The organism is Paenibacillus ferrarius (assembly GCF_002027705.1).
Lineage (GTDB): Bacteria > Bacillota > Bacilli > Paenibacillales > NBRC-103111 > Paenibacillus_E > Paenibacillus_E ferrarius.
On sequence record NZ_MBTG01000013.1, the window covers coordinates 88,621 to 111,917 of the forward strand.

At 44.1% G+C, this 23,297-nt stretch carries 17 protein-coding genes; 3 read left to right on the forward strand and 14 right to left on the reverse strand.

What is annotated here, in order from left to right; all coding sequences use genetic code 11:
- Positions 1 to 88: 88 nt before the first annotated feature.
- The 6 genes from BC351_RS15985 to BC351_RS16010 all read right to left on the reverse strand — a co-directional run bounded on the left by BC351_RS15985 (position 89) and on the right by BC351_RS16010 (position 4,465).
- The gene (locus BC351_RS15985) at positions 89 to 1,483 is read right to left on the reverse strand and encodes a sensor histidine kinase (RefSeq protein ID WP_079413744.1); all 1,395 of its coding nucleotides are present in this window, start codon (positions 1,481 to 1,483) and stop codon (positions 89 to 91) included.
- Positions 1,480 to 2,157 carry a response regulator transcription factor gene (locus BC351_RS15990; RefSeq protein ID WP_079413745.1) on the reverse strand — a complete coding sequence of 226 codons (678 nt, stop codon included), beginning with the start codon at positions 2,155 to 2,157 and terminating at the stop codon, positions 1,480 to 1,482. Before BC351_RS15990 ends, BC351_RS15985 begins: the two co-directional genes overlap by 4 nt.
- 40 nt (positions 2,158 to 2,197) lie before the next feature.
- The gene (queC, locus tag BC351_RS15995; RefSeq protein ID WP_079413746.1) at positions 2,198 to 2,914 is read right to left on the reverse strand and encodes a 7-cyano-7-deazaguanine synthase QueC; all 717 of its coding nucleotides are present in this window, start codon (positions 2,912 to 2,914) and stop codon (positions 2,198 to 2,200) included.
- Between the two features lie 53 nt (positions 2,915 to 2,967).
- Complete coding sequence (locus BC351_RS16000) at positions 2,968 to 3,648, reverse strand: 7-carboxy-7-deazaguanine synthase QueE (protein WP_079413747.1); 681 nt, start codon at positions 3,646 to 3,648, stop codon at positions 2,968 to 2,970.
- Positions 3,648 to 4,121: a 6-carboxytetrahydropterin synthase QueD gene (gene queD / locus BC351_RS16005; RefSeq protein ID WP_079413748.1), complete on the reverse strand. Its 474-nt coding sequence runs from the start codon at positions 4,119 to 4,121 to the stop codon at positions 3,648 to 3,650. Before queD ends, BC351_RS16000 begins: the two co-directional genes overlap by 1 nt.
- 62 nt (positions 4,122 to 4,183) lie before the next feature.
- Positions 4,184 to 4,465 (reverse strand): hypothetical protein, encoded by a 282-nt coding sequence (locus BC351_RS16010; RefSeq protein ID WP_079413832.1) that lies wholly within the window; start codon positions 4,463 to 4,465, stop codon positions 4,184 to 4,186.
- A 216-nt stretch (positions 4,466 to 4,681) separates the two neighbouring features.
- Here BC351_RS16010 and BC351_RS16015 point away from each other — a divergent pair, with 216 nt between their 5' ends.
- Positions 4,682 to 5,311 carry a nitroreductase family protein gene (locus BC351_RS16015; protein ID WP_079413749.1) on the forward strand — a complete coding sequence of 210 codons (630 nt, stop codon included), beginning with the start codon at positions 4,682 to 4,684 and terminating at the stop codon, positions 5,309 to 5,311.
- 77 nt (positions 5,312 to 5,388) lie between these two features.
- Here BC351_RS16015 and BC351_RS16020 read toward each other — a convergent pair whose 3' ends face one another.
- Positions 5,389 to 6,462 (reverse strand): hypothetical protein, encoded by a 1,074-nt coding sequence (locus BC351_RS16020; RefSeq protein ID WP_144028420.1) that lies wholly within the window; start codon positions 6,460 to 6,462, stop codon positions 5,389 to 5,391.
- Positions 6,463 to 6,616: 154 nt separating this feature from the next.
- Between BC351_RS16020 and BC351_RS42915 the strand changes: the two genes are divergently transcribed.
- The gene (locus BC351_RS42915; RefSeq protein WP_208629737.1) at positions 6,617 to 6,706 is read left to right on the forward strand and encodes a YjcZ family sporulation protein; all 90 of its coding nucleotides are present in this window, start codon (positions 6,617 to 6,619) and stop codon (positions 6,704 to 6,706) included.
- A 50-nt stretch (positions 6,707 to 6,756) separates the two neighbouring features.
- Here BC351_RS42915 and BC351_RS16025 read toward each other — a convergent pair whose 3' ends face one another.
- From BC351_RS16025 to BC351_RS16055, 7 genes are all read right to left on the reverse strand, one after another.
- Positions 6,757 to 8,190, reverse strand: a complete 1,434-nt coding sequence (locus BC351_RS16025) for a glycosyltransferase (RefSeq protein WP_079413750.1) — start codon at positions 8,188 to 8,190, stop codon at positions 6,757 to 6,759.
- Positions 8,191 to 8,192: 2 nt separating this feature from the next.
- Complete coding sequence (locus tag BC351_RS16030) at positions 8,193 to 10,907, reverse strand: hypothetical protein (protein ID WP_144028421.1); 2,715 nt, start codon at positions 10,905 to 10,907, stop codon at positions 8,193 to 8,195.
- Between the two features lie 117 nt (positions 10,908 to 11,024).
- Positions 11,025 to 11,825, reverse strand: coding sequence for a Cof-type HAD-IIB family hydrolase (locus tag BC351_RS16035; protein ID WP_079413752.1), 801 nt, complete (start codon positions 11,823 to 11,825; stop codon positions 11,025 to 11,027).
- 110 nt (positions 11,826 to 11,935) lie between these two features.
- Positions 11,936 to 18,943, reverse strand: coding sequence for a PKD domain-containing protein (locus BC351_RS16040; RefSeq protein WP_079413753.1), 7,008 nt, complete (start codon positions 18,941 to 18,943; stop codon positions 11,936 to 11,938).
- Positions 18,944 to 18,954: 11 nt separating this feature from the next.
- On the reverse strand, positions 18,955 to 20,001 hold the full coding sequence (locus BC351_RS16045) for an S-layer homology domain-containing protein (protein WP_158082107.1): 1,047 nt from the start codon (positions 19,999 to 20,001) through the stop codon (positions 18,955 to 18,957).
- Positions 20,002 to 20,254: 253 nt separating this feature from the next.
- The gene (locus BC351_RS16050; RefSeq protein ID WP_079413755.1) at positions 20,255 to 21,010 is read right to left on the reverse strand and encodes a pseudouridine synthase; all 756 of its coding nucleotides are present in this window, start codon (positions 21,008 to 21,010) and stop codon (positions 20,255 to 20,257) included.
- 6 nt (positions 21,011 to 21,016) lie between these two features.
- Positions 21,017 to 22,555 carry an RsmB/NOP family class I SAM-dependent RNA methyltransferase gene (locus tag BC351_RS16055; protein ID WP_079413756.1) on the reverse strand — a complete coding sequence of 513 codons (1,539 nt, stop codon included), beginning with the start codon at positions 22,553 to 22,555 and terminating at the stop codon, positions 21,017 to 21,019.
- 205 nt (positions 22,556 to 22,760) lie between these two features.
- Here BC351_RS16055 and BC351_RS16060 point away from each other — a divergent pair, with 205 nt between their 5' ends.
- Positions 22,761 to 23,270, forward strand: a complete 510-nt coding sequence (locus BC351_RS16060; RefSeq protein WP_079413757.1) for a thioredoxin family protein — start codon at positions 22,761 to 22,763, stop codon at positions 23,268 to 23,270.
- Positions 23,271 to 23,297: the final 27 nt, after the last annotated feature.

Genomic DNA, 23,297 nt, shown 5'->3' on the forward strand with positions numbered 1-23,297 from the left:
TCTATGTATAAGATACAGGTACAATATGAACCCAATATGAACAAATCAAAAAAACCTTGGAAATAAAAATAGCTCCAAGGTTTTCAGCTTATTTCTTATGAGGATTAAACATCACAGGGATCGTAACCGTAAATTGTGTGCCTTGATCCATTTCACTATGCACTTCAATCGTGCCATGATGAAGCTCGACAATTTTACGGACAATTGCCAGACCTAACCCGCTTCCATCTGTCTCTCGCTGTCTGGCCGAATCAGCCTTATAGAACCGATCGTAAATCCGTTCTTGATCCGCAGCCGCGATGCCCCTGCCGGTATCCTGAATCCGAACCCGCACTCGGTCATTGAGCGGCTCCAAACGAATGCGAATCGTGCCTTCTGGCGGCGTGAATTTAATGGCATTCCCCAATAAATTCATCCAGACTTGGCTTAATTGATCGGCATCTGCTGTTATTTTCACACGCGGAAGCTCTAAATCCAGCTCCAACTGCTTACTTGACCATTGCGGTTCATAGAAAACAGCCACTCTGCGCAATTGTTCGTCCAAATCATATATCGTTGGGTGAAAAGGATGATGTTCCGATTCAAGTGAGGCTAGCTTCAATAAATTTTCGCTTAGGCGGGACAAGCGTTCACTTTCTCGTTCAATGATTTCCAAATAAAAACCCCGCTCGGACTCGTCAATTTCGGATCCTCGCAATGCTTTCGAGAAGCCACGTATCGACGTTAGCGGTGACTGAATCTCATGCGAAACATTCGAAACAAAGTCTTGTCTCATCTGCTCCAGCTGTTTCAACTCGCCTGCCATATGATTGAAGCTTTGTGCAAGCTTCCCTAATTCATCTTTCTGATTGGAGGAAACATGTACATTGAAATTGCCGCGAGATAGCCGTTCTGTAGCCAGAGTCAGCTTCTTCAGCGGATTTACCAAGTAACGCGAAGCAATCAGTATCAGCAAACTGCCCACAGCAAGCACGATGACAAGGACGGAAAGAATGATGGTCTGCGCTTGGTGTTTGGCCATATCATTGAAATTGGGATGAATGAATATCGCATAGGTTTTATCTCCGACATGCAGCGGCAATCCGATTTTCATGCGATTGAAAGGATCTTTAGGCCTCTCATAATCCAAGCTTTTATAAATGTTTCCAGCAAGGACGTCAGCAACCTCCCATTTCTGAATGCGTGGAAGTCCCTTTTTGTCCAATTTAATCGGGGTTGTTGACTCCCCTTGTTCATTGAATAATGTAAAGCTGTAATTCTCATTGAGCCGATTGCTCCCAGATAGAAAAGAGTCCAAATTCTTCGGTTGTACATCCTGGCTTAAGATAATAATTTGCTTACCCATCGCTAGCATTTCCGCTTGGACGTCACTGGAAACCCAATTCGTGAACAGCACTGTAGCCAGAGGGAAAGCGACTAAGAGACTGATCACAACGACAGCTAAAAAAGTCAGAACAACTCTCGTATACAGGGACTTAATCATGCTCTCACCTCAAGCCTGTAGCCAAGTCCTCGTATCGTTGCAATTCGAAACTCCTCCGTTACAGGTTCGAACCGTTCACGCAACCGTTTAATATGAACATCCACTGTACGTTCATCGCCTTCATAATCCATTCCCCAGATTTGCTCGATCAGTTGAGTACGGGTGAAAATTTGTCCTGGGTAGCTTGCAAGCTTATACAGCAGTTCGAACTCTTTTAAAGGCAGCGTTAGACGTTGATCCTGCAACCGAACCTCTAGACTAGTACGATCAATCGTTAACTGGCCCAGAGAAATCGTCTGAGAAACATTGATGCGGTAGCGTTTCAACAATGCTTTGACACGCATGACCAGCTCAACAGGGTCAAAGGGCTTCACAAGGTAATCGTCCGTGCCTAGCTGGAAGCCTTTCACCTTATGGACAGACTCGCTCTTGGCTGTCACCATTAGGAGAGGAAGATCGCTGTACTGCGCCCTTAACTCGCGGCATAGCTCCCAACCATCCATCAAAGGCATCATCACATCCAGCACGACAAGATCCGCTTGCGTTGTTTCAAGCATTTTAAGTGCTTCTTGCCCATTCTTGGCTTGTATGACCGTCAAGCCTTCACCAACCAAATAAACGCGAATCAGCTCCCTGATATCTGCGTCATCATCCACCACCATCACTCTGGTCATGCAACGCTCCGCCTTTCCACCTGCAAGTGCTTGTACGATATTAAATGAGATATGGGATAGGATCCTTAGAACCTGCTTCTTCAAAACCTTTCAAGCGCAATCGGCAGCTATCACAAACGCCACAAGCCTCAGCTTTCCCGTTATAACAAGATGTCGTCAGTTCATAAGGCACGCCAATTTTCAAGCCTTCTTCAATAATCTTGGCTTTGGTCCAATCCATCAGTGGGGTTTCGATCGTGATGCCTTTGCCTTCCACGCCAACCTTCGTCGCAAGGGCGATCACTTCTTCTACTTTATGAATAAACTCTGGACGGCAATCCGGATAGCCGCTGTAATCCAGCGCATTGACTCCGATATAAATAGCTTCTGAGCCCGTTACTTCCGCATAGGATGTGGCAATGGAAAGAAACAGCAAATTGCGCCCTGGGACATACGTAACTGGAATTTCTGATTCACCTGCATCCGGTTGTTCACTATCCATCACATTAGGTACTTCAATCGTATCATCGGTTAAGGCACTTCCGCCAAAATCACGCAAGAAATCCAGCTTGATGATCTTATGACGCTTGCTCACACCATAATGTTCAGCCACTTGCTTGGCATTCTCGATTTCAATCTTATGGCGCTGGCCATAGTCAAAAGATAGCGGATATAGCTCATATCCGGCTTCCTTGGCAAGCCCCATGCAGGTTGTACTATCTAATCCGCCACTTAAAATAATGACGGCTCTTTTCTTCGTCACTTCATTGCTGCTCATATCGACACCTCTTTTGTATTCTTGTGTGGCACAAATCCTCAGCGATGTGCTCGTTACACTCCGCGCATCGCCGGATCCCAAATAATCTTGTGAAGCTGCATATTCAGCTTCACCTTGGACAACCCTGCAGCCAGCATATGCTCGACAAGCTTATGCGGCGGCATCGTCTCCCACACGGGGCTGAACATCGGCAGCGCCTTCGTTGGATGCTGCTCCAGCACTTCTACCGCGGTGCGGAAGTCAAGTTCGCTGCCGATGACGAACTTCAGCTCGTCCTGCTCGCGCAGCAGCGCGAAGTTGCTCGTCAGCATCTGCGCCATCTCGCCTGAGTCCGGCAGCTTAAAGTCCATGATGTAGCGCACCTTCGGCGAAGCTACCCGCTCCACGAACAGGGCAAGGTCGATCGCGCCGTTCGTCTCGATATGCAGGTCATCGACCTGCTCCAGCTCAGCGAGCGCCTCGATTAAGGCAAGCGACTTCTCGCCGTACAGGAGCGGCTCGCCGCCGGTCAAACAAATATGCCGGGAGCGGAACGAACTGACTTTGCTGACAATCTCAGCAATGGTCATGACGTTCTCTGCCTCGGCGGGCGGGTAGCTGTATTTGGTGTCACACCATGTACAGCGCAGGTTGCAACCAAAAAGACGGACGAAGACTGTCGGGAACCCCGCACGGGTTCCCTCCCCTTCAACCGTCTCGAAGATTTCCACCATCGGAATGCGGTAATCTCGCATTACAGATCCTCCTCCATCATGGCGCGCGTAATCGCCGCGTAACTGGTCGGCGTCTCCCACAAGCGAATCTCTTCCAGCTTAATCGCAGGGAAAAGCTGTTCATTCACAAGCGCTTGATGAATTTCTTCATACATCCAGACGATCATATTTTCAGCCGTCGTATTCATAGCCGGCAGCACATCGTTCAAATATTTATGGTCCAAGCGGTCTATGACGCGTTCCTTGGCAATGCGTTTAATATCTCCAAAATCTATCGCGATCCCTCGGCTATCTACTTGTCCGCGCATGATGACTTGCAGCTTATAAGTGTGGCCGTGCAGATTTTTACATTTTCCCTCATAACAATGCAAATGATGCGCACTGTCAAACGTAAACTCTTTGGAAATCAAAACAAATTTGTTGTGATATTTTAATTGGTTCTCTTGGATGTCTCGCCCCAACATTTGCACATCTCTGGGGATGTCGTAGCTCATATCTATCACCTCATAATTATGAAAAAACAGTACTCTACATGATATCACGAGGAGCACCCTTCTCACAATCCATCTGTCGGATTCCTTCTTCCCTTGTGCGACCAGTCCAAATGGCTGCGAATTTCCTGAATGCGTTCATTCTCACTGCGCAAATCCATTTCAATCAACGCCGTCAATGTTTCAATTTGACTTACGACCGTTTCGGGGAGTTCCACCTCTTCAACTGATTTCACAATATACAGCAAGCATTGCAAAGTCTCGTCCATCAGACTCTTTTTCTTTCCTGTTAGAACAACTTCTGACAAAAAAATTAGGTGGCTCAGCTCTTTTTGCGTCAATTTCAAGAGGAACATCCCCTTTCTTCTTTTCATTATCCAACATTTTCCGACATCACGGAAGACTCTCTTGACAGCAATAACTATAACATTTATGATTACAGTATTAAATGTTATAAAAATGTTTACAGTTCAGCGGCTTTGTACTAATATTTACAAGGCATGCTTTCTAACCAGATAAAACACACTAAAAAGAATTTATTATCTTTCCTGGAGGGAAACCAAATGAGTACACAAGTTCAAAACGAAGTATTAAAAGTATTAGAAGAGCGCCATTCCGTAAAGCAATACCAAGCAGGACACCAAATCCCAAAAGAAGTGCTTGAGCAAATTCTAACAACAACATCCCAAGCTCCATCAGCTTGGAACCTCCAGCATTGGAAGCTTCTCGTTATTGACGATCAAGCTCAAAAAGAAAAATTGCTTCCTATCGCTTATGGACAAAAACAAATCGTTGAAAGCTCCGTGGTTATCGCTATTCTAGGTGATCTTGAAGCAAACAAAAATGCGGATGCCGTGTTCGGTCCAGCCGTAGACGCTGGTTTCATGCCGCAAGCGCTGAAAGACAACCTTGTTGCTCAAATCGAAGGCGCTTATCAACACCCGCAAGTCGCTCGCGACGAAGCTATTCGCAACGCTTCCCTCGCTGCTATGCAGCTTATGGTTGCCGCTAAATCCCTTGGCTATGATACTTGCCCGATGGGCGGCTATGATGCAGGCAAATTCATTGAAGCGTTCAACGTGCCATCCCGTTATGTGCCTGTTATGCTTATCAGCCTAGGCCTGGCAGCTGCTCCTGCAAGATCCGCAGGTCGTTTCTCCTTAGATCAAGTTGTCGTTTCCAACTCTTTCTAAGTTCAAATAAAAAAAGGCATGACTTCCATCTAGATATGGAAACTCATGCCTTTTTTATATGATTATTTAAGGATCTATCAATGAAATTGATCGGTTTCAAACCAGATTTCATCAATAAGCTTATTTCTGTAAAGCATCGAGACATTGAAGGTTTCATAGTCTTTTTCCTTATCCAGTTCATCCAGCAGCAAAGAAGCTATCAGCTCTCGGTCATCAGAATCTCCCGGCTCGCGGAAATCAATGAATCCAGTTAATTGTCGTGAACTAATATCAACAGTTGCAGTACCAATAGGTAATCCGCCGTAGGATTGCTGATAAATTTCATATGTTAATGTATCTCCATCATCCCGGGCCATGACAATCGTATAATCATCTGGATTGGGCGGAGTCAAGGCATCTACCTTGATCTCATCAACCAAGTCTAATAAATCAATATGTGTCAACTCGATCGTATCAATTGTTTCTCCCTTATAAATCATGTTGAAAATAAAGGAATCCGTCTCATCCTCATTGAAATCAGCAACGATCAGCTCCGTTACCAAATCCATCTCTTCCACAAAAGGATCGAATTTCCACAACACATCTCCTACCACATCTGAACCATATACATGGGTTGCCACTTCAGCAACCAGCTCCGATTCTTTATCATACACATGGTACTCCACACGATTTCTGTTCTCGCCAACAATCACAAGTTCATAGCCTTGATTCTTCTTGCGCTCCTCAATCATATCCATTTGATCCAACCCATAATCCGCATCCATATCCTCGAAAGGGGTCTCATCACTTACCCACTCAAATTCAACTTCATCCTGATGCAAATCGGCTAAAGCATCCACCTCGAAGATTGCTGGTTGCAAAGCATGATCTGTGGCGATCACAAAATCATACTCACTATAGCTGACTAACACCTCGCAATCCTTTATGCTGCAAGCGTCAATCACATCCTGAATATAAGACTGTACGAACTCGTACACCTTATTCTTGTTTGTAATCGTAATGGACTGCCGCTCCAGATGAATCGAGCCTTTAAGTCGATCCGATTCCCTGTAGACTAGCGTTAACGTACCGACAAACTCTCCATTATACATAATATCGCAGACTTCACCGCCTGCTGTTTTCAGGTCAGGTCTAAGCATAATATCGGCCACGACTTTATTCGCCTCCTCTACAGATCTTTTGATTCTTCCGTAGATTCCCCCAACATCGACCAAATTATGAGCAATCAGGATAAACGTCTATACACATTTGTCCCCTGGTTCATATCCTATCTTATAAACAGCATTTAAAAGGAGGGAATCATACATGTCCGCTGTCGGAGGATACTCATCGGCTGGTGCCATTCTGGTACTTTTCATTTTGTTGGTAATCATTACTAGTGCTTTTGTACTCTAAGCAAAAAGCAAAGAGACGGTTTCCACCACGTGGAGGCCGTCTCTTCTTATTTAAGCATGATCCTCATTTAAACGCTGACGCTCGGATTCGATTGCTGTGAGCTTGGATTTCATTCCTTCGGTTATGTTCGGACGATTCAGATGTTTGATGAAAATCCCTCTGGCTTTGGACAATTTCCCGGCACGCATCGCAAGCTCTCCTAACGCAACCTCAGCTTTCCATTCTCCAATCTGGTAATCAGCACTTACGCTGCCGCGATAGCTTGGCAAACAGGCTAGCGATTTCTTAATACTGCCCTCCGCTAATCGGAGCAAGGCATCTGCTTGTTTCATCCGTACCTGGGCCAAATTAAAATGCATATCCGGAAAATCCGGATTTAAGGCTATCGCTTTAAGACAATATGTCTCCGCTTGCGAATAGTCCTTGCGTACCGTCATCATTTGAACAAGGAAATTGTATACGTCAGGCATCCTGCCGAATGATGGTGTTTGAAGCCCCAATCGTTCTGCTTCCAGCAGCGCAGCTAATGCTTGTTCTTCTTCCCCAGCTCCAAGAGACTCACGACCGTAATATAGCCAATGTCCAGGATTCTCAGGGTCTTCCTGCGTCATAAGCTTCAATAAGCGAAGATTTCGCTCAAATTTGGCCCTGCTTTGCATAACGGAAGGTTCATAGCCGTGATGCTGCAGCCTGATTTTCACCGCTCGTCGGTAGATGTCATTGTGAAATATCCCTTTGCTTGTTCCAATCTGCTCATGAACACGTCCAAGAAATCTAAGCCCTCGCCGTACGGGGAACATACGAATTTGCGAGAAATCATGGTACACCGTGCCACTGACCTGATTCAAATGCCAAACATGCAATGCAGGAACGATGTCCAGATGATGAAATACACCTGCTGCTTCACGAACAGAAGCGATATCGTCGGGCACTAAAACATCATCAGCATCTACCCATATCACCCAGTCCGATTCCACATGCGGAAGACCGCTATTTCGTGCTGCCGCGAAATCGTCCTCCCATGTAATGGGAATCACCTTCACTTTCGGGTAGCGCGATGCAATCTTTCGTGTTTCATCCGTTGAAGAATCAACAACAAGAATCTCATCAACCGCGCCTTGCAGGGCCATAATGCACTTGGCAATGTTCGCGGCTTCATTTTGAGTCAGAATGGCCGCTGCAACCGTTACCTTCGGTACCCTCAGCAATTCATCAATATCTTCTCGTCTCTCCGCAGCAGAAACTTGTTCCAGCCTCTTGTAAATATGATTCACCCATTGGGCTTGAGGATCAAGCAGCCAGGCACGATCGAATACGCGCTTGGCCGCTTGGCTTTGATTCTGAAGGAGGAGAGCTTCACCTAACATGACCCAGAGTTGGGCGTCTAACGGATTATTACTTATGGCTTGTTTTAATACATTCTCGGCCTCTATGAACTGCTGCTGCTGAAATAACTCAATGATTACATCTTGTCGTTGCTGCATACCTACTCCGTTGGCTTAACAAATGGGACAATAAACTTCCGATTTCCGCTCTGTGCTGCGCCTTTTTCAGGATCAATAATGAATATGGTGTTGGTATATGTGGTTTCCGCATCTGAAATCCTCATCGTGTAACCACCCGTTTCATATGTAATTTCAGAAACAGTAGTTACCGTTAAATAGTCGAAGAAATTACCGGCAAGCGTATCTGCGTCAAATGCTGGGTATAGACGCTTAAAACTTATAGCTGGTTTGTTTGTCCTATCTTCAGGAGTACTGCTTGGTGATATCACGTTGATTTTAAAATCGTTTTGATACCAGTCATACTTACTGAGGCTTGATTCAGACATGACTTTCATTTTAGAACTTGTACCAGCTCCGGAAACAGCAGCATCGAATTTCAAATAATTTTTTTCATACACAACAGCAGTTACAGAGGAAACATTGCTTGATTTGGCGCTGAGCAAAGTCTGATCTGAACCTAACCCCCAGTAGCTATTGATGCCCAAAATAAAACTGCTTGTCCCCGCTGCATTGGATTCATACATATTCATTTCATTGTTGATTTGAGGCATTTCATTGTTAATTTGAGGCATTCCTTCATTATTTCCCTTGTTGATTTCAGGGAATAAAGCATTTTTATTATCAATCTGCACTTTTAATATCGTGGGATCTTGGTGTATAGAATCATAAGCTTGTATTTCGCGAATGACTGATGAAGAATTGATAACTGAACTTTGTAAAATGCTTCCTGTAACAGGCATTTCGTAAGCCGATCCACTAAATGGCAAAATCTTAACTTTATAATGCATATCGTCCGATTCAGGATCTGTAAAAATTTCACTTAAATCAATCTCTGATCCACTAGATAAATGAAGTAACGCGAAACTTGAATTATAATCCGGGTTAGAGGCATCCATTGAAAAGTGTTTGACTAGCTCATTTCCAACATTTAATGCAGGAGCCTGGTTAGGAGTATCCGGCAGTTTATTAACCGTAACTTTAAAAGTTACTGCCTCAGAATAGCCACCATAGCTGTCCATCGCTTGCACAGTAAATGTGGTCACACCTGCACTAATCGGCTTTATGTACCAATTGTGATTATCTTCTTTGCGATAAAGCTTAACATAATCATTATCCGAAACAATATCAAGAGATATGGCATCTTCATCTTCATCTATGAAAAAATCTTCCAAAATCCCTAAACTCATTTCCCCGTTTGTTAATTCAATCGTCCGATCTACAAATGGATTAGGCTGTCCATCGAGTTCCAAAACAGGACTATGATTTTCCCTTACTGTTACTTGAAAAGAATGAGGTTCCCCTATTCCGCCGCTATTATCCTTTGCAGTTACTGTAAGCGTGGCAGTACCCGCTACCTTCGATCTTAGACGTAAAGTTCCTTCAATATCGACAATATCGGCAACTTCTGGATTACTGGAGACTTTCTCAACGGTTATTGGATCGGCATTAGGATCAATAAATAACTCTTCGATTCTTCCTAAATCTACAAATTGCCCTTCAACTGTACTTCTATTGGTAAACGAATGTCCTTCTTGTAAAATTGGCGCCCCGTTCACTTTCACTCTAAACGAAAGCGGAATGGAACTACCTCCACGATTATCGTGGGCAGTCACTGTAAATAATGTTTCTCCTGCTGTATTTGCTTTTAAATACCAACGGTTATCCACTTTTTTAATCAATGCTGCATAATCATTATCCGTGGTTACAGACAGAGTAATAGGATCCTCGTCTGGATCTGTGAACAATTGTTCCAAGACGCCTAGATCTACCTCCACTGCACCATTCTGAATCGTGCGATCCTTGAATGGATTGTCTTGACCATTCAAAGTAAACACTGGAGCATGATTCAGCGTAGGATCTTGAACCGTTACTGTAAATGGAGGCAATACTACACTATTTCCATGATTATCAGTTGCTGTAATTGTAAATTCCGTTATCCCAGCACGATTAGCCTTGAGGCTCATACCTGGAGGTTTGGCTTCAAGTTCAGCAGCATGATCACCTTCCACGTCAACTGCTGATGAACTTACAGTAATGATATCGCCTTCATCCGGGTCAGTAAAATAACTGGCAAGACTATTTAAATTAATTTCTTCCCCTATAGCAAGATCTTGATTATGAAATGGATTGGTTTGATTTACAAAAGGAGGATGGTTGCCTTCGGTTGTTCCAGGAATTTTGGCAGGGCCGATTGTGGAGAGAAGATTCTTGACAGAAGCAGCGTCCGTGTAATGAGATGGATCGGCAATCATTTTTTGGACTGTATCTACAATGTTGAAACTTCTGGGTTCTGTAGCCGCTGCATCTACAGTCACGTCAAAAACTTCTTTAAATCGTGCCCCATCGTTCCTATAATTTATCGTAAAAGTTGCTGTTCCGACTGAACCCGGATGAATTTTCAACAAACCAGCCGATTGGTAACTAGCTTCAAAACCAGCAATGCGTGGATTACTCGAGATGATCTCAAAATTAGAGGAATAAGTACCGAAGATAGATTTCAAATCGATTATTTTCAACGTGTCGGATAGCGGAACGACCATATTGCTCATTTCATCGACTAATGTAGGTTCTGTTTCATATGCAGATACATTCAGCTCAAACGGCGTTCCTGCCACAAACGGAATGCTTGCCAACACAGAAGTCAATGCAACTGCAGCTGCTTGCCTCTTCTTACTTGGCCTTATCTTGTTTCCCAAATTTATCACATCCCTGACTAGTATTCATTTCTCTCATTCTATCATACGCTATAATATGGAAACACCCCTGAAACGACAAAAATCCCCAAAAAACGAGGATTTTATCGGAATTTAATATTATAAACAATACTTAACTAAAGCTTCATGCACACCTTGTTCGTTATTAGACGAGGTAACAGCATCCGCGGCTTTCAACACACCTTCAGGAGAATTGGCCACAGCGATACCCAAGCCAGCAAAATCCATCATTTCCAAATCATTATAATAATTGCCGATGGCCATAATTTCGCTCGGATCAATCTCCAGAGACGCTGCCAATGCTTTTAGAGCGTTGCCTTTATTAGCCGCTGGGCTCATGACATCAATAAATAAATCCCCGCTTCTAATCATCCGCAAATGACCATATAATTGCTGCTCTTCCCATTCCTTCTGAACCTTATCCAAAATATCCGATTGGCCAAAAAGTGTATATTTCACAATCGGAAGTCCAAGCTCTGATACATCAGTCACCAGTTTGGGAGTTATCAGGAATTTCTTGTACATCTGCTTCTCATACTCACTAATCCGTTCAATATACATATTAAAAGAGGTGCACACATCGAAATGAATCCCCTCTTTTCTCACATAGCCTAGCATAGATTCAATTTCTGGCAATGTAAAAGCGAATTCATTGACTAAGGTGAGTCCACGCTCATCTGCATAAACCGTTGCAGCACCATTATGCGTAATCATCGTTCCTTCTAAACCTAACTGCTGAAGAAGAGGCAGCGTACTGTCAGGAGCCCTTCCGGTGCACAGCACAATGTGCGCTCCTTGATCATGCACTTCACGAATGGTTTGAATCGTTTGATCAGTCAGTTCATGCTCATCAGTTAAAAGCGTTCCGTCTACGTCCAGAGCAATTAGTCGATATGTCAAAGTGTTCTCTCTCCTTGTCTCCCATTTAGATCGTTTAATTGTACCATAGGCCAACAGCTTATTCACCGATTTCGTGTAAAAAGCAGCTATCCGAAGATAACTGCTTACCTTTAATGTACTCTATGAACGCCTACTGACTTATTGACATTACCAATAATATGGACAGGAATATCCTCCGTTTTGACGGTCCCATTCCGGTAACGAATTCGAAAATGGATCGTTTGCAAGCCTTGCGGCAAGCCCTCCGTAAAAGATTGAAATTTCGAGTCAAAAACTTCCCCGACAAACCTAGTCGCGTCCCCTGAGTCAGCAATTAATTTCTCTGAAACATAAAGCGATCTCCCATCTAATCCTACTGTATCCAACCATGCAGTAACTTCATCCACAGGAGCAGGCGAGCTTCTACTGGATACCATGAAAATTTCTCCCGAATAAAAGTCTTTTGGTGCTGCGGAGGTTTGATGTCCGCTTTTTTCATGTATCGCATACCAATTGTCTGTGTACGTTACATCAGATTGGATCGTTAACGGGAGTACGATAATTATTTTGGCAGCAGTACTGGATACATAACCATCAGATACGGTTAATGAAACTCGGTAGCTGCCAGGCTCAAGGAAACGATCCGTCACATGGGTTTCGGAAAATGACTCCACCGTCCCGTTCGGCTGCTCTATTCTCCACGAATAAGTTAATGCGTCGCCATCCGGATCATAGGAGGAATTAATTATTTGCACGCGATCCCCTTCCCAAACCGGTTTTGGGGACCAATCAAAGTCCGCGATAGGCGCCCGGTTGATATAAAACCATGTTTGTGGCGAATAATCAGACCAAATAAACCCATCAAAAACTCTTACGCGAACACGCAGTTTTTCTCCTGCCGGAAGATTTTGGGCAGCTGCCCAACTTCCCGAATTTGTAGTCGTGCCTTGGTACAAAGGCCCAGTGTCCAACACCATGACATCGTTCGTTTCATTTGTAATTTGAAGCTGAAAATAAGTGAATGTTGGATTTGGATCAGGATCATTTTGCTGCCATCCCAAAGTCGGCCTTAGCTCTGAAAACAGGGTCGGCGCTTCCTGAGTCCCGCTTGGAACAATCATAATGGCAGACGGCGGACGATTGGTAAGGAACCAACCTGTGTTTGACCAATCCGACCAGTACTTTCCATCATGTACCCGAACCTGTACCTGCATTGGTTTACCATCATTCGGTAAAGAGGCAATGGGAAATGGATTCTCTGCCGTCCAGGACGTATTGCGTGTGTAATAGGAACATCTGTATTTTGAACCAGAATCCGAATCAATACTACACCCATGTTCATATGAACCGCTTTTCAGTGAATCATAGAAATAGCCATCTCCGGAAGTATATTTAAGTTGTATCCCATTTTCATCTAAAATACGATATTGCCAGTTTTGGAATACGGTGTCAGCATCAACATCCATTTGGACCCAAGCAGGTATCAACGAATTCCCTGTAATAGCTGTTGGATTCGCTCGCGTTCCAGAAGGGTAGGTTAACGTCGCCTTAGGCGGAGAACCGCTGCTGACATATTTCTCATCCCAATCGGACCACAATCCATACTCATCTTGAACTCTTACCCTCACCTTGTATACTTGATTGCTGCTCAACGTCATATAATATGTCTGCGACATAGGAACAACGGCTCCATCACTTTTAAAATGGGTCGCTCTCGCAACATTTGGATATGTGTAGCTAACCCAGCGATACTGCGGAGTGCTGTAATAATCATACAAATAGAACTGCACATCCAACTCATAAGCTTTAATGACGCTTTCTGCATCATAATCTACGGCATTCCACGTAAAAAGAGGATTGGATGCAACTGAACCAGATGGATGAGCATAATCCATACCTGTCGGAGAAGTCAGTTGAACAAAAGGTGCATGATTCACTGGAGGCGCATTTAACCAAATCAAGGCTTCCGCCCAATCAGACCATGCTCCATATTCATCTTTTACAGCGACTCGGAACGTATACATGCCCATTTCTTTCACACGATGTAGTTGTCCATCAACCGAAGTACCGTCAGGCAATATATATTCGTATCTTCGATCAACGATTCCACGATTAGAGCAATAGTTGATTCCCGTCCGTTCAGTAGAACATGATCCACTTGGCAGCCATCGATCAGGATCATAGCTTTGATCAACGTAAGTAACGTTATAATAAATATCTTGATTAACGTTAAGAACAGCAATAGGGCGTCTGTGTATCAATACATTCCTTGCATAAGGATCAGATTCTGCTTGATACATAGCGAATGTCGGATTGGGATAGGCGTAGCCCGCTGGTGCTGGATCATCCGCCCCGATCAAAGTCATCTTATAGATTCCGACTTTATCAAGAATTTTCACTGGGCTTCCAGTCACAGCCTGGTTGTGGAAAGCAGAAATCCCGCTTTTTCCATCTTCGGCATCCAGAAATTTGGTTGAATCCCTATGTTCGTACGTCCATTTATCCTTAACAACCAAATGTGCATCTGCTTCAGGATCATTAAACTCTGTTGTATAGGTTAGCTCTTCCCCCACAATACCTCTGTCATTTATTTTAGTATGATCAACGATAGGAATTTTGACAGAAACATTTCGAAACTGTGAACCAAAACCTCCGACGAATGCCCCGTAAGTACCTGAAGTAAACGTAGAATCAGTTACATCAAATATCGGTGTTGCTCCTAGTCTAACTTTTATTTTCGATCCTCGAACTGATATTTTAAAATTAGTAAATTCGGTTGTGTTTAAAGCAATAGGACTTACCCGCAGCTCAGTTCGTACACCGTTTACGATCTTTGATAACGACAAGCGGTTTGAGTTAACTTCAAGCCTGTACATATTATTGTTATTTTGCGCTCTAAAGCTCATACCGGATGGTGTATGAATACTATAGTTTGGACTTGTTTGCAGGAAGTCAAAGTAATAATCAGCATCCGTTACCTTCGTATCTTTCTTCAAAATTTGACCCAGCTCGTTTGCACCATAATCAGCATTCGTCGCTACTGTGCCTTTAATTGTATAATAGTAATATTTCTCATAAGAACCCGAATAATCCTCGTCATAACTTGATATGTAGCTGCCTGCACTACAAGGCCCGCAAGATGTGTGAACGATGTTGTATCGTCGGTTCTTTAAATGACGCTCATGTGCGATGACATAAAACTCCCCATCTGATCCAAAACCCGCTCCATCAATCGTAAATTGATATTCTTCGTACATAACAGAATAACTTTTCGTACTAACAGGCCTTATTCCGGCAGTCGTGTATTCTGCAATTTTAACAGCATATTTGTCTGTTACGACGATTTTATTTAGCCCGTCAACGATAAACACATACCCATCGGCTGATACGGTAAAGCGAATATCACGCAAAGATTTTCTTTCTGTATATTCCCCGCCATTCAAATAGTTGCTACCGCTATATCTCTCTGCGTCATCGTAAGGACCTGAACTGATATCAAGCCTTGTAGTTACACCCGTATGCTTATTGTATGAAGTCAAGTAGTTAATCATCGTCCCCTTGTTGCTCATATTGTAGTTACTGCTGTTACTAGTGTTGTTATAATTGTAATACGTATTCGCATCATCACTATGACCAGTAATAACAACGTCAGCATCTTCGAACAAAGCACCATTAGTCTGCGGCGGTCTAACAATAGATGCTGTGGGTACTACCGCCCCTGTTTCAACATCTATCCAATCGGAAGTATCTGTACCACCACAGTACCAGCAAACATTTGGTTTAAACAATACGGCTGGAAGCTTGATTTTCGTTCCATCCTCATTAATTTCCATGATAGATGAAGTACCTACTTGATAGGCATATGTCGGAAGCTGCATGTAATTCAAAACACCACTATTGCCATATTCAAAACTTTTTACCCATGAGACGTTCCCGCTTGCATTCTTTCGAGTGTAATCACACCAGTAGCGGTACACATCATCATCACTAGAATCATAGTAATAATATCTACAGGACAACGAGTATGTCCCACCTTTAGCGTCATAAGACAAATAGTTGCCCGTATTGCTTGCAGTTGATGCTGAGCTAAGACCAGTTTCATACGAAACCTTTGGATCAGAAAAAGGCTTTCCAGTGTAAGCATTTATCGTTCCACCGCCTGAATCAGCTGAAATGATTGTTACGGGTATTCCGCCTATCGACGCAACACCGTACCTTTTGCCTAGATACTGTGTACTAAAAAGATGTGGCACATAATAGCTATGACCGGCATCCTTGCCCAAAGTTACCGTAGTGGGAGTAAATATCAAATTTGCAGCAGGAGCGTTGTAGGGAGCTTTGCCATAGTGTGAGGTAAAACCTTTGGTCACCGTGTTGTAGGTAAGGCCAATATTCTTCACTTTATCTAAGTCTTGGTTCGTTAAGCTAGAGCCTTGCCATTGATCACCAAAGGCCATGAGCATTTCACTCTCGTTTATCGTGTTGAAAAGTGGAGGCTCCGGGTTTGCGCTAGTTACCGTAAATGAAACTTCAGGAGAATCATTTGTAATGGAAATAAGAAATGATTTCGTATCTGTCAGCCCCCAATCTTCCGTTGTTTGGACTGTAATTCGATAATTGCCGACCGCAGCTGCAGGTAATGATGTGTACCCACCAACGGTCAACGGAATAAGTACACTGGAATGTTCCTCGAAATTCCCGTCATTATCACTATCATACTGGTAGCTAGCCGTTGTAGAAACGATGAGGTCACCATCAGGACTATATGACATATCCTTAAAAGGCACGCTCCCACGAACTGCTACAAGCGGTAAATTAATTAAAGCTACCGGTGCTTTGTCTTCGACAACATTGATTTGTTTGATCGCCATATTCTCAGGCAGACTTCTTACACCACGATTATCACTAACTTCTAACGTTATTGTTTCAAAACCGATATTCGGATAAACCGATCGTTTATTCGTCCAAAATTCCTGTTCAATTGTTCTGTTTTTTGCAGGTTTACTGCATGCGCCATTGATGGCATTAGCTGCCAATGGTCTGTTCTGAACTACACGACTGGGGACGTTAATACAAGGAATTGGTTCGGGGCGCATAATATGAATGGTTGCGTCTTTTTGTGTACAAGCACCTAGTTGATCGCACATACGGGCTGTGATTGTATGATCACCAACGGAATTGGGAGCGGTTAGCCAAGTTAACTTGTCTTCTCCTTTTAAATAACCTTGGGATGGGAAGCTTTTGATCCATGCACTTGTGCTTTCTGCAAACCGCCACTCAAAAGTAACCAGATCATCATCAGGATCGTAATGATTGGGGGCTACTTCTGGCAATAGCCGCACGTTAAGTCTATCTCCAACAACGGTACCCGGAATCGGCGTCCGACTATAATAATCCGCATCCGGGAACCACCCAATTTCAAACTGTGGCGGGCGGTTTGGAGGCTTAGAACCAATGGTAAACGTCCCCGTTCCAAAATAGGAGGTTCCTCCGCAGCTGTCTTCCAGCTTGTATTCAATCAGGACACTGCCACTTTCCATATTCCCTGGGTATCCAAGATAACCCATCATCCCATAAGCAAAAATGGACATATCATTAGTAGAAGCTGCTGTTAAGCTGCTCCAACCATACTGGACATAACCGCCTGTCGATTGTGATAAAACGAACCTTCCTCTCACAGGCGTACAACCTGATGGAATCGTCCAATCCGCTTGAATGATGTTGTTTTCTTTCCAAGATATTGAAGGCTTATCCGCTCTAGTGGTACCACTAAAATTCCCACCAGTAGGTGAACATGATGCTTGAGGGGTTATGATTTGGTTCAACGTGTTGTTAGATGAACTTGTTTCGGAGATTGTATCACTGGAATCAACCACAAGAGTTAAACTCTTGGTTCCATTGAATGTATAGGGGATCATTTCTGTAATTATCTGCCCAGAGCTAACTCCAGAGGTGTAGGTGAAGGTTTTGAATACTGTGCCATCAGCAGCTAAAGTCACATTAAAAGTGGAGCCACTCGGGATACTTATGCCGAGATTTTTGAACTTGATTGTGACATTGGTGCTGATATTGACAGCGACGCAAGAACCAGCGTCGATCGAAATGGAGGCGAGGTCGGGTTTGACTGATGGGGTGTAGGTTACGTCGATAGACATTTGGTATTTGTAGGTGGTTCCTTGCCAGATGGCGTTTGCGTACATAAGATAGTTTCGGAGTAATCCTCCTGATCCATCTGAATCATCTTTATCTTCAATCTGACCCTCAGGAACATATCCATCTAACAACATCATCGTTCGAACCATGCCGGTACCTTTACTATCCCCTTTACCGTAAGCTAATGGTGCTGCACCATACCCTGAGCTGGGTTTCTCAGCTTTAAAAATACTGATAGTATTCTGATCAAGTTTATTACCATCAGTAATATCGGCATCAGTACCAGTTAAATTTGCAGAAGACTCGGACAGGAACCAGAAGTTTGGCCTACCAACGGAATACGCAGTAGTTACTGCATAACCCTCTTTAAAATAATCTGCTACTTGGTCTCCACTAGCCTCATTAACTAAATAAAGAGATGATTGGTAAGTATACCTTAAATCTGGACCAAACGTTGACGGATCTGTGTAATTAAATGATTCACTAGTATACCTTTTTCTACCATTTGTCGGTATCTTTCCAGGGAAAGGAGATTTGCTACTACCATCATTAAATCCATCAAACTCAATAGGGTACGGTGTTTTCGTAGCATCATGCTCCCATATCGTTCCTTTAGGTTGTCGATAAATTTGATGCATAGGTTTTGTTTGGGACTTTCCATAAACTATGGTATTACCTCCACCGAGCACTAGCAATTTTATCGAACTGGAATTAAATGTTGCAGTACCACCAGACCCTCCTTGATTATTCAAAGATACCCCAGTAATTGTACCAGCAACTAAACTGCTAACATCCTTTTCAAAATCTTTAGTTGGTGTTGATGAATACTGAGGTGAAACAAAAGTTTTACTATAAGTCCCTAGTTCGAAATTGTAATAAAGTTTTACTGTGCTTGCTGCTTCTACATTTGCGGGTTCAAAGAACGATAGTAATAGTTCCAAAAGCAGCAATAAGAGCATTGCACGATGAATGAATTCACGCAGCATTCAACAGCCTCCTATTTCTCCGCCAATGTTGTATGTTTTCCTAAGATGTCAAAAACAAGTCTATCATTAGCAATTCTATTCGGCAGAGTATATGCTACAAATCCTTCATGTATTTGCGGCTTTTCAAAACTAATCCAACGTGTAAGCTGATGATCTAATAGCAAAAGATGATTCGTGGTATCCAGTTGGGTTAATACTTGATATGGGTGTAGATCTTGAATACTGGCTGCACCTTCAGTTGAAACTACAGTAAAGTTTGCAAAGATTACCTTATTATCCGTTCTACTAGTTTCGTTAGACCAAGTACTCATCTTGACCATCTTCATATAAGGATCATCCACATCAGCAGGATCAGCCACAATCAACTTATTCAACCTAACCGTAACACCCTCTGCATAAGTCCAGGTGGTTCCTATTTCTCTGGGCTTCAAACCCAACATCGTTCCAACGTTGCTTCCCGTTTCATCGATCTCAGCTTTACTTGCCGCATACTTGTCAACAGGCAGCTTGTCACCCCGTTTTACAGAAAGAATACGTTCAATCATTGTAATTGCCTGCGCACGTGTACTTGTTCCATATGTATCCAAGTCCGTTGTACTTACACCATGTATCAATCCAAACGAGGTTGCTTCGCGCATTGTGCCTTTTAACGCTTTATTCGTGCTTTTTACAGAAAGCATGGCCATCTCGTAGCGCTGCAAAGGCTCAGCGTATCCTTCCGGGAATATATCAGGGATAACCCCTTTCTCTTTGAGTCGCTCCACATAGGGTTTGTACCAACCATCGCCATCAACTTTGGTTACTAACTCTCCTGCTGCAACTGCTGCCATCTTAATAAATTCAGCTCGAGTAATGGAGGTGTCCGGTTTAAAGCTTCCATCCGCATACCCATCCACATAGCCTGATTTGACAGCTGCTTGAATGGCTTGCTCGGACCAATGACCAGAGATATCCTTGAATCGTTCCCCTTCCTGTGCCATAGAACTATAAGCATCATACCCAAGAGATAATACACAGAGAGCTGCAACTACAATTAAAATTAAGCCTTTCTTCTTCACTTTACATCCCCTCTTCCTTTTATATTCATAATATAAATATACAAAATATGACTTCATCATTATCGGTAGTATCTCATTATTTCGCCATCAACGTCTACCTTATTTATCCATAAAATCCAAATTAAACAACAAAAAACCGCCCTACAATCGCTTAACACTCAGCGAGAGTACAGGCGGTTCTTCCGCACGTTCACAACCCAAAATCTTCTAAACCAAAAATACCATATGTTAGTATTTTTGTAAATCTATTATTTTAGCCTTCGAGCGTTGTATGAGCATGCTGCAAAGCAAGAAGTTCTTCCTTCGTCAGCTCTCTCGCCTGACCTAATTCCAAATTCGGATCAAGGACAAGCGGGCCCATGGAGATGCGTTTCAAGTAAGACACCCTTTTGCCAACTGCTTGGAACATACGCTTTACTTGATGGAACTTGCCTTCCATGATCGTAAGCTCAATTTCGGAGAATTCACCATTCGACTCGTTCCCGCTCTTCAAAATTTTCAAAATACCAGGCAGCGTTTCATAGCCATCATCTAAGGTGACACCTTGGGAAAAAGCTTCGCGATCTGATTCCGTAACTTCCCACTCCACTTTGGCAAAGTAGGTTTTGGGAACATGTTTACGCGGCGAAAGAAGATTATGCGCGAGTTTGCCATCATTGGTTAACAGAAGGAAGCCTTCTGTATCTTTGTCCAGTCGTCCGACCGGGAAAACTTCGAATGGCGCATAAACGTCATCTAACAGATCAACAACCGTGCGATCACGATTGTCTTCAGTAGCAGAGACGACTCCCTGCGGCTTATTCATCATCAGATAGACGAACTCACGGTAAAGCACTGCTTCACCATTCACCTTGATGACATCCGTTTCAGGATTCACTTGCATACCGCTGTCTTTGACTTTCACGCCGTTGACATAAATCGCGCCTTCTTTGGCCAGGCGTTTGAGTTCAGAGCGCGTGCCGATGCCCACATGAGCGAGTATTTTATCGAGCCTTTGTGTTTGTTTCATGACCGCTTAGGTCCACCTCCAGCCGGGCGGGTATTCGTTCTTGAGCATCCCGTCGTGCCATTTGCCCCAGCCGACGGGATGGTCGTCAATGCAGACCAGGCAGTAGCCTTTGGCTGCCTGGGTCACTTCCACGTCGCGGATGAGCTCGCTCTCCGCGACTTCGAGCGTCTCGCCCTTCAGGTAACGAAGGGCTCGCTCGTCGCTCGAAGCCAAGCTCAGCGCTCGCTTGGCTTCGCGCAAGCGCAGTCCCATGGCTAGCGCATGGGACGGTTCGAATCGGCCGCGATGCAGCGCGCCGATGTACCAGCCTGGCCGCACGACTTTCAGTCCGTGCAGCTCGGGCAAGCCCTCCGGCGACGCATACGCATGCTCGCCGTAACAGACGAGCCGCCCAGCGGCAAAGGGCTCGCTGCACAGCAGCTCGCCCGCGAACGCCTGCAGCGGCTCCAAGCTTACAGCCGGCCGCGGCGCTATATCAGCGCGGCCCTTCCCCCGCAGCGCCTCACGGCCGCTGCGCTTCCTTCCACTCGACGCCGACACGAAGTCGGCGTCACGCTCGCCATCACTACCCGCAGCACCATCACTACCCACATCACCATTTCCAAGCCCACGCTGCAAAACAGCAACATAATGCCCCTCGCCCTTCAGACGATGCGGCCACAATCTTGCTGTTCCAGCTACCGCCTCCATAGAGCGAGACGAATAAGCGCCTTCTTCACACCAAGGAGCTCTCAGCCAATCCGGCCGTCCCGCACTAAATTGATCAACTGGTACCACGTTGAAATCCAGATGTTTATCCAGAAATTCAGCAATCTGGGCTTCATTTTCCTCCGGTGAAAACGTACAGGTTGAATAGACAATTCTGCCTCCTGGGGCAAGCATCTGAGCTGCTTGTTCAAGCAGTTCCCTCTGCATCACAGCAAATTCCTGAACGGAATGACGTTCCCACTGCTGCATCATTTCTTCTTCCTTGCGGAACATGCCTTCTCCTGAACAGGGAGCATCAATTAAAATTTTATCAAAATACCCGTTAAATACAGTTAACATTCTTCCCGGCTTCTCGTTCAGAACAACAGCATTCCTAACACCGAGCAGCTCCAAATTTTTCACTAATGCCTTGACTCGATCAGAATGGATATCATTCACAACAAGCACGCCTTCACCTTGCATTTTGGCTGCAATCTGTGTAGACTTGCCGCCTGGCGCTGCGCAAAGGTCAAGCACACGCTCTCCTGGTTCAACCTGAAGCAGCTCTACCGGCGCCATAGCGCTTGGCTCTTGAATGTAATATAGACCTGCATGATAGTAAGGATGCTTCCCCGGGCGTTCCCCCTCTTCATAATAGAAGCCGTCAGCAGCCCAAGGCACCTTGCTCAGCGTGAAAGGACTTCGGGCCGCGAACTCTTCCTTACTAATTTTAGCCGTATTCACTCGCAACCCGAACAATCTGGCTTCATCATAAGATGCCAGAAATTGTTCAAATTCGTCTGCGCCCAATAAATCCATCATTTTAGTCTTAAATAGCTCAGGTAACTGCTTCGTCATTCAACATCTTCGCTTTCTTAGTTAATCTATATCTGTTCAATCTATCATACTCGCACAGATGATCCGTTTTCCATTCTTTCAATAACCTATCGGTATTATAGCTGAACTGTCACGAAACAGCCAATAATTTTCAAAATCCAAACAGGATATGCTATACTTTTCATAGAAGATATGTAGATAGTAAACATCATAAAGAGGTGCATGAATGAAGAAGCTGCTTATTTATCTTGGCATTGTTGTCGTTTTATTCGGGGGCTTATATTTGGTTAATCAGCAATCGACCAAAACATCGGACAAAGCAAATGCGGGCAATCCTTATGGCGTCGCGGCGTCCAAACTCAATCCGGAAACGGTAAAGCAATTGAACGACCCTAACTATCAGAACTTGATTCTTCCCAAAGATTTGGATCAAAGGCTGAAGAACAAAGAAACATTTTTCCAATATTATTACGCGTCAACCTGCCCACACTGCAAAATTACCACACCTGTACTAGTTCCGTTAGAAAAAGAGCTCAATATTGACGTAAAACAGTTCAATTTAGAAGAATTCAAGGATGGTTGGCAAAAATATAACATCGAATCCACACCTACCCTCGTCTATTACAAAAATGGTGTAGAAGTTGATCGTATGGTTGGCGGCGTTCCTGAACAAGGCTCCACAGGCGGCAACACTCCTGAAATGTTCAAATCTTTTTTCCAAAAGTATAAAGGCTAATAGATGAGCAAAAGCAGCGGATATCCG

What these genes read in the sequence shown, in the direction of transcription:
- BC351_RS15985 (WP_079413744.1), bottom strand. Translation starts at nt 1,483, where the DNA reads ATGATTAAGTCCCTGTATACGAGAGTTGTTCTGACTTTTTTAGCTGTC.
- BC351_RS15990 (WP_079413745.1), bottom strand. Translation starts at nt 2,157, where the DNA reads ATGACCAGAGTGATGGTGGTGGATGATGACGCAGATATCAGGGAGCTG.
- queC (WP_079413746.1), bottom strand. Translation starts at nt 2,914, where the DNA reads ATGAGCAGCAATGAAGTGACGAAGAAAAGAGCCGTCATTATTTTAAGT.
- BC351_RS16000 (WP_079413747.1), bottom strand. Translation starts at nt 3,648, where the DNA reads ATGCGAGATTACCGCATTCCGATGGTGGAAATCTTCGAGACGGTTGAA.
- queD (WP_079413748.1), bottom strand. Translation starts at nt 4,121, where the DNA reads ATGAGCTACGACATCCCCAGAGATGTGCAAATGTTGGGGCGAGACATC.
- BC351_RS16015 (WP_079413749.1), top strand. Translation starts at nt 4,682, where the DNA reads ATGAGTACACAAGTTCAAAACGAAGTATTAAAAGTATTAGAAGAGCGC.
- BC351_RS42915 (WP_208629737.1), top strand. Translation starts at nt 6,617, where the DNA reads ATGTCCGCTGTCGGAGGATACTCATCGGCTGGTGCCATTCTGGTACTT.
- BC351_RS16025 (WP_079413750.1), bottom strand. Translation starts at nt 8,190, where the DNA reads ATGCAGCAACGACAAGATGTAATCATTGAGTTATTTCAGCAGCAGCAG.
- BC351_RS16040 (WP_079413753.1), bottom strand. Translation starts at nt 18,943, where the DNA reads ATGCTGCGTGAATTCATTCATCGTGCAATGCTCTTATTGCTGCTTTTG.
- BC351_RS16050 (WP_079413755.1), bottom strand. Translation starts at nt 21,010, where the DNA reads ATGAAACAAACACAAAGGCTCGATAAAATACTCGCTCATGTGGGCATC.
- BC351_RS16055 (WP_079413756.1), bottom strand. Translation starts at nt 22,555, where the DNA reads ATGACGAAGCAGTTACCTGAGCTATTTAAGACTAAAATGATGGATTTA.
- BC351_RS16060 (WP_079413757.1), top strand. Translation starts at nt 22,761, where the DNA reads ATGAAGAAGCTGCTTATTTATCTTGGCATTGTTGTCGTTTTATTCGGG.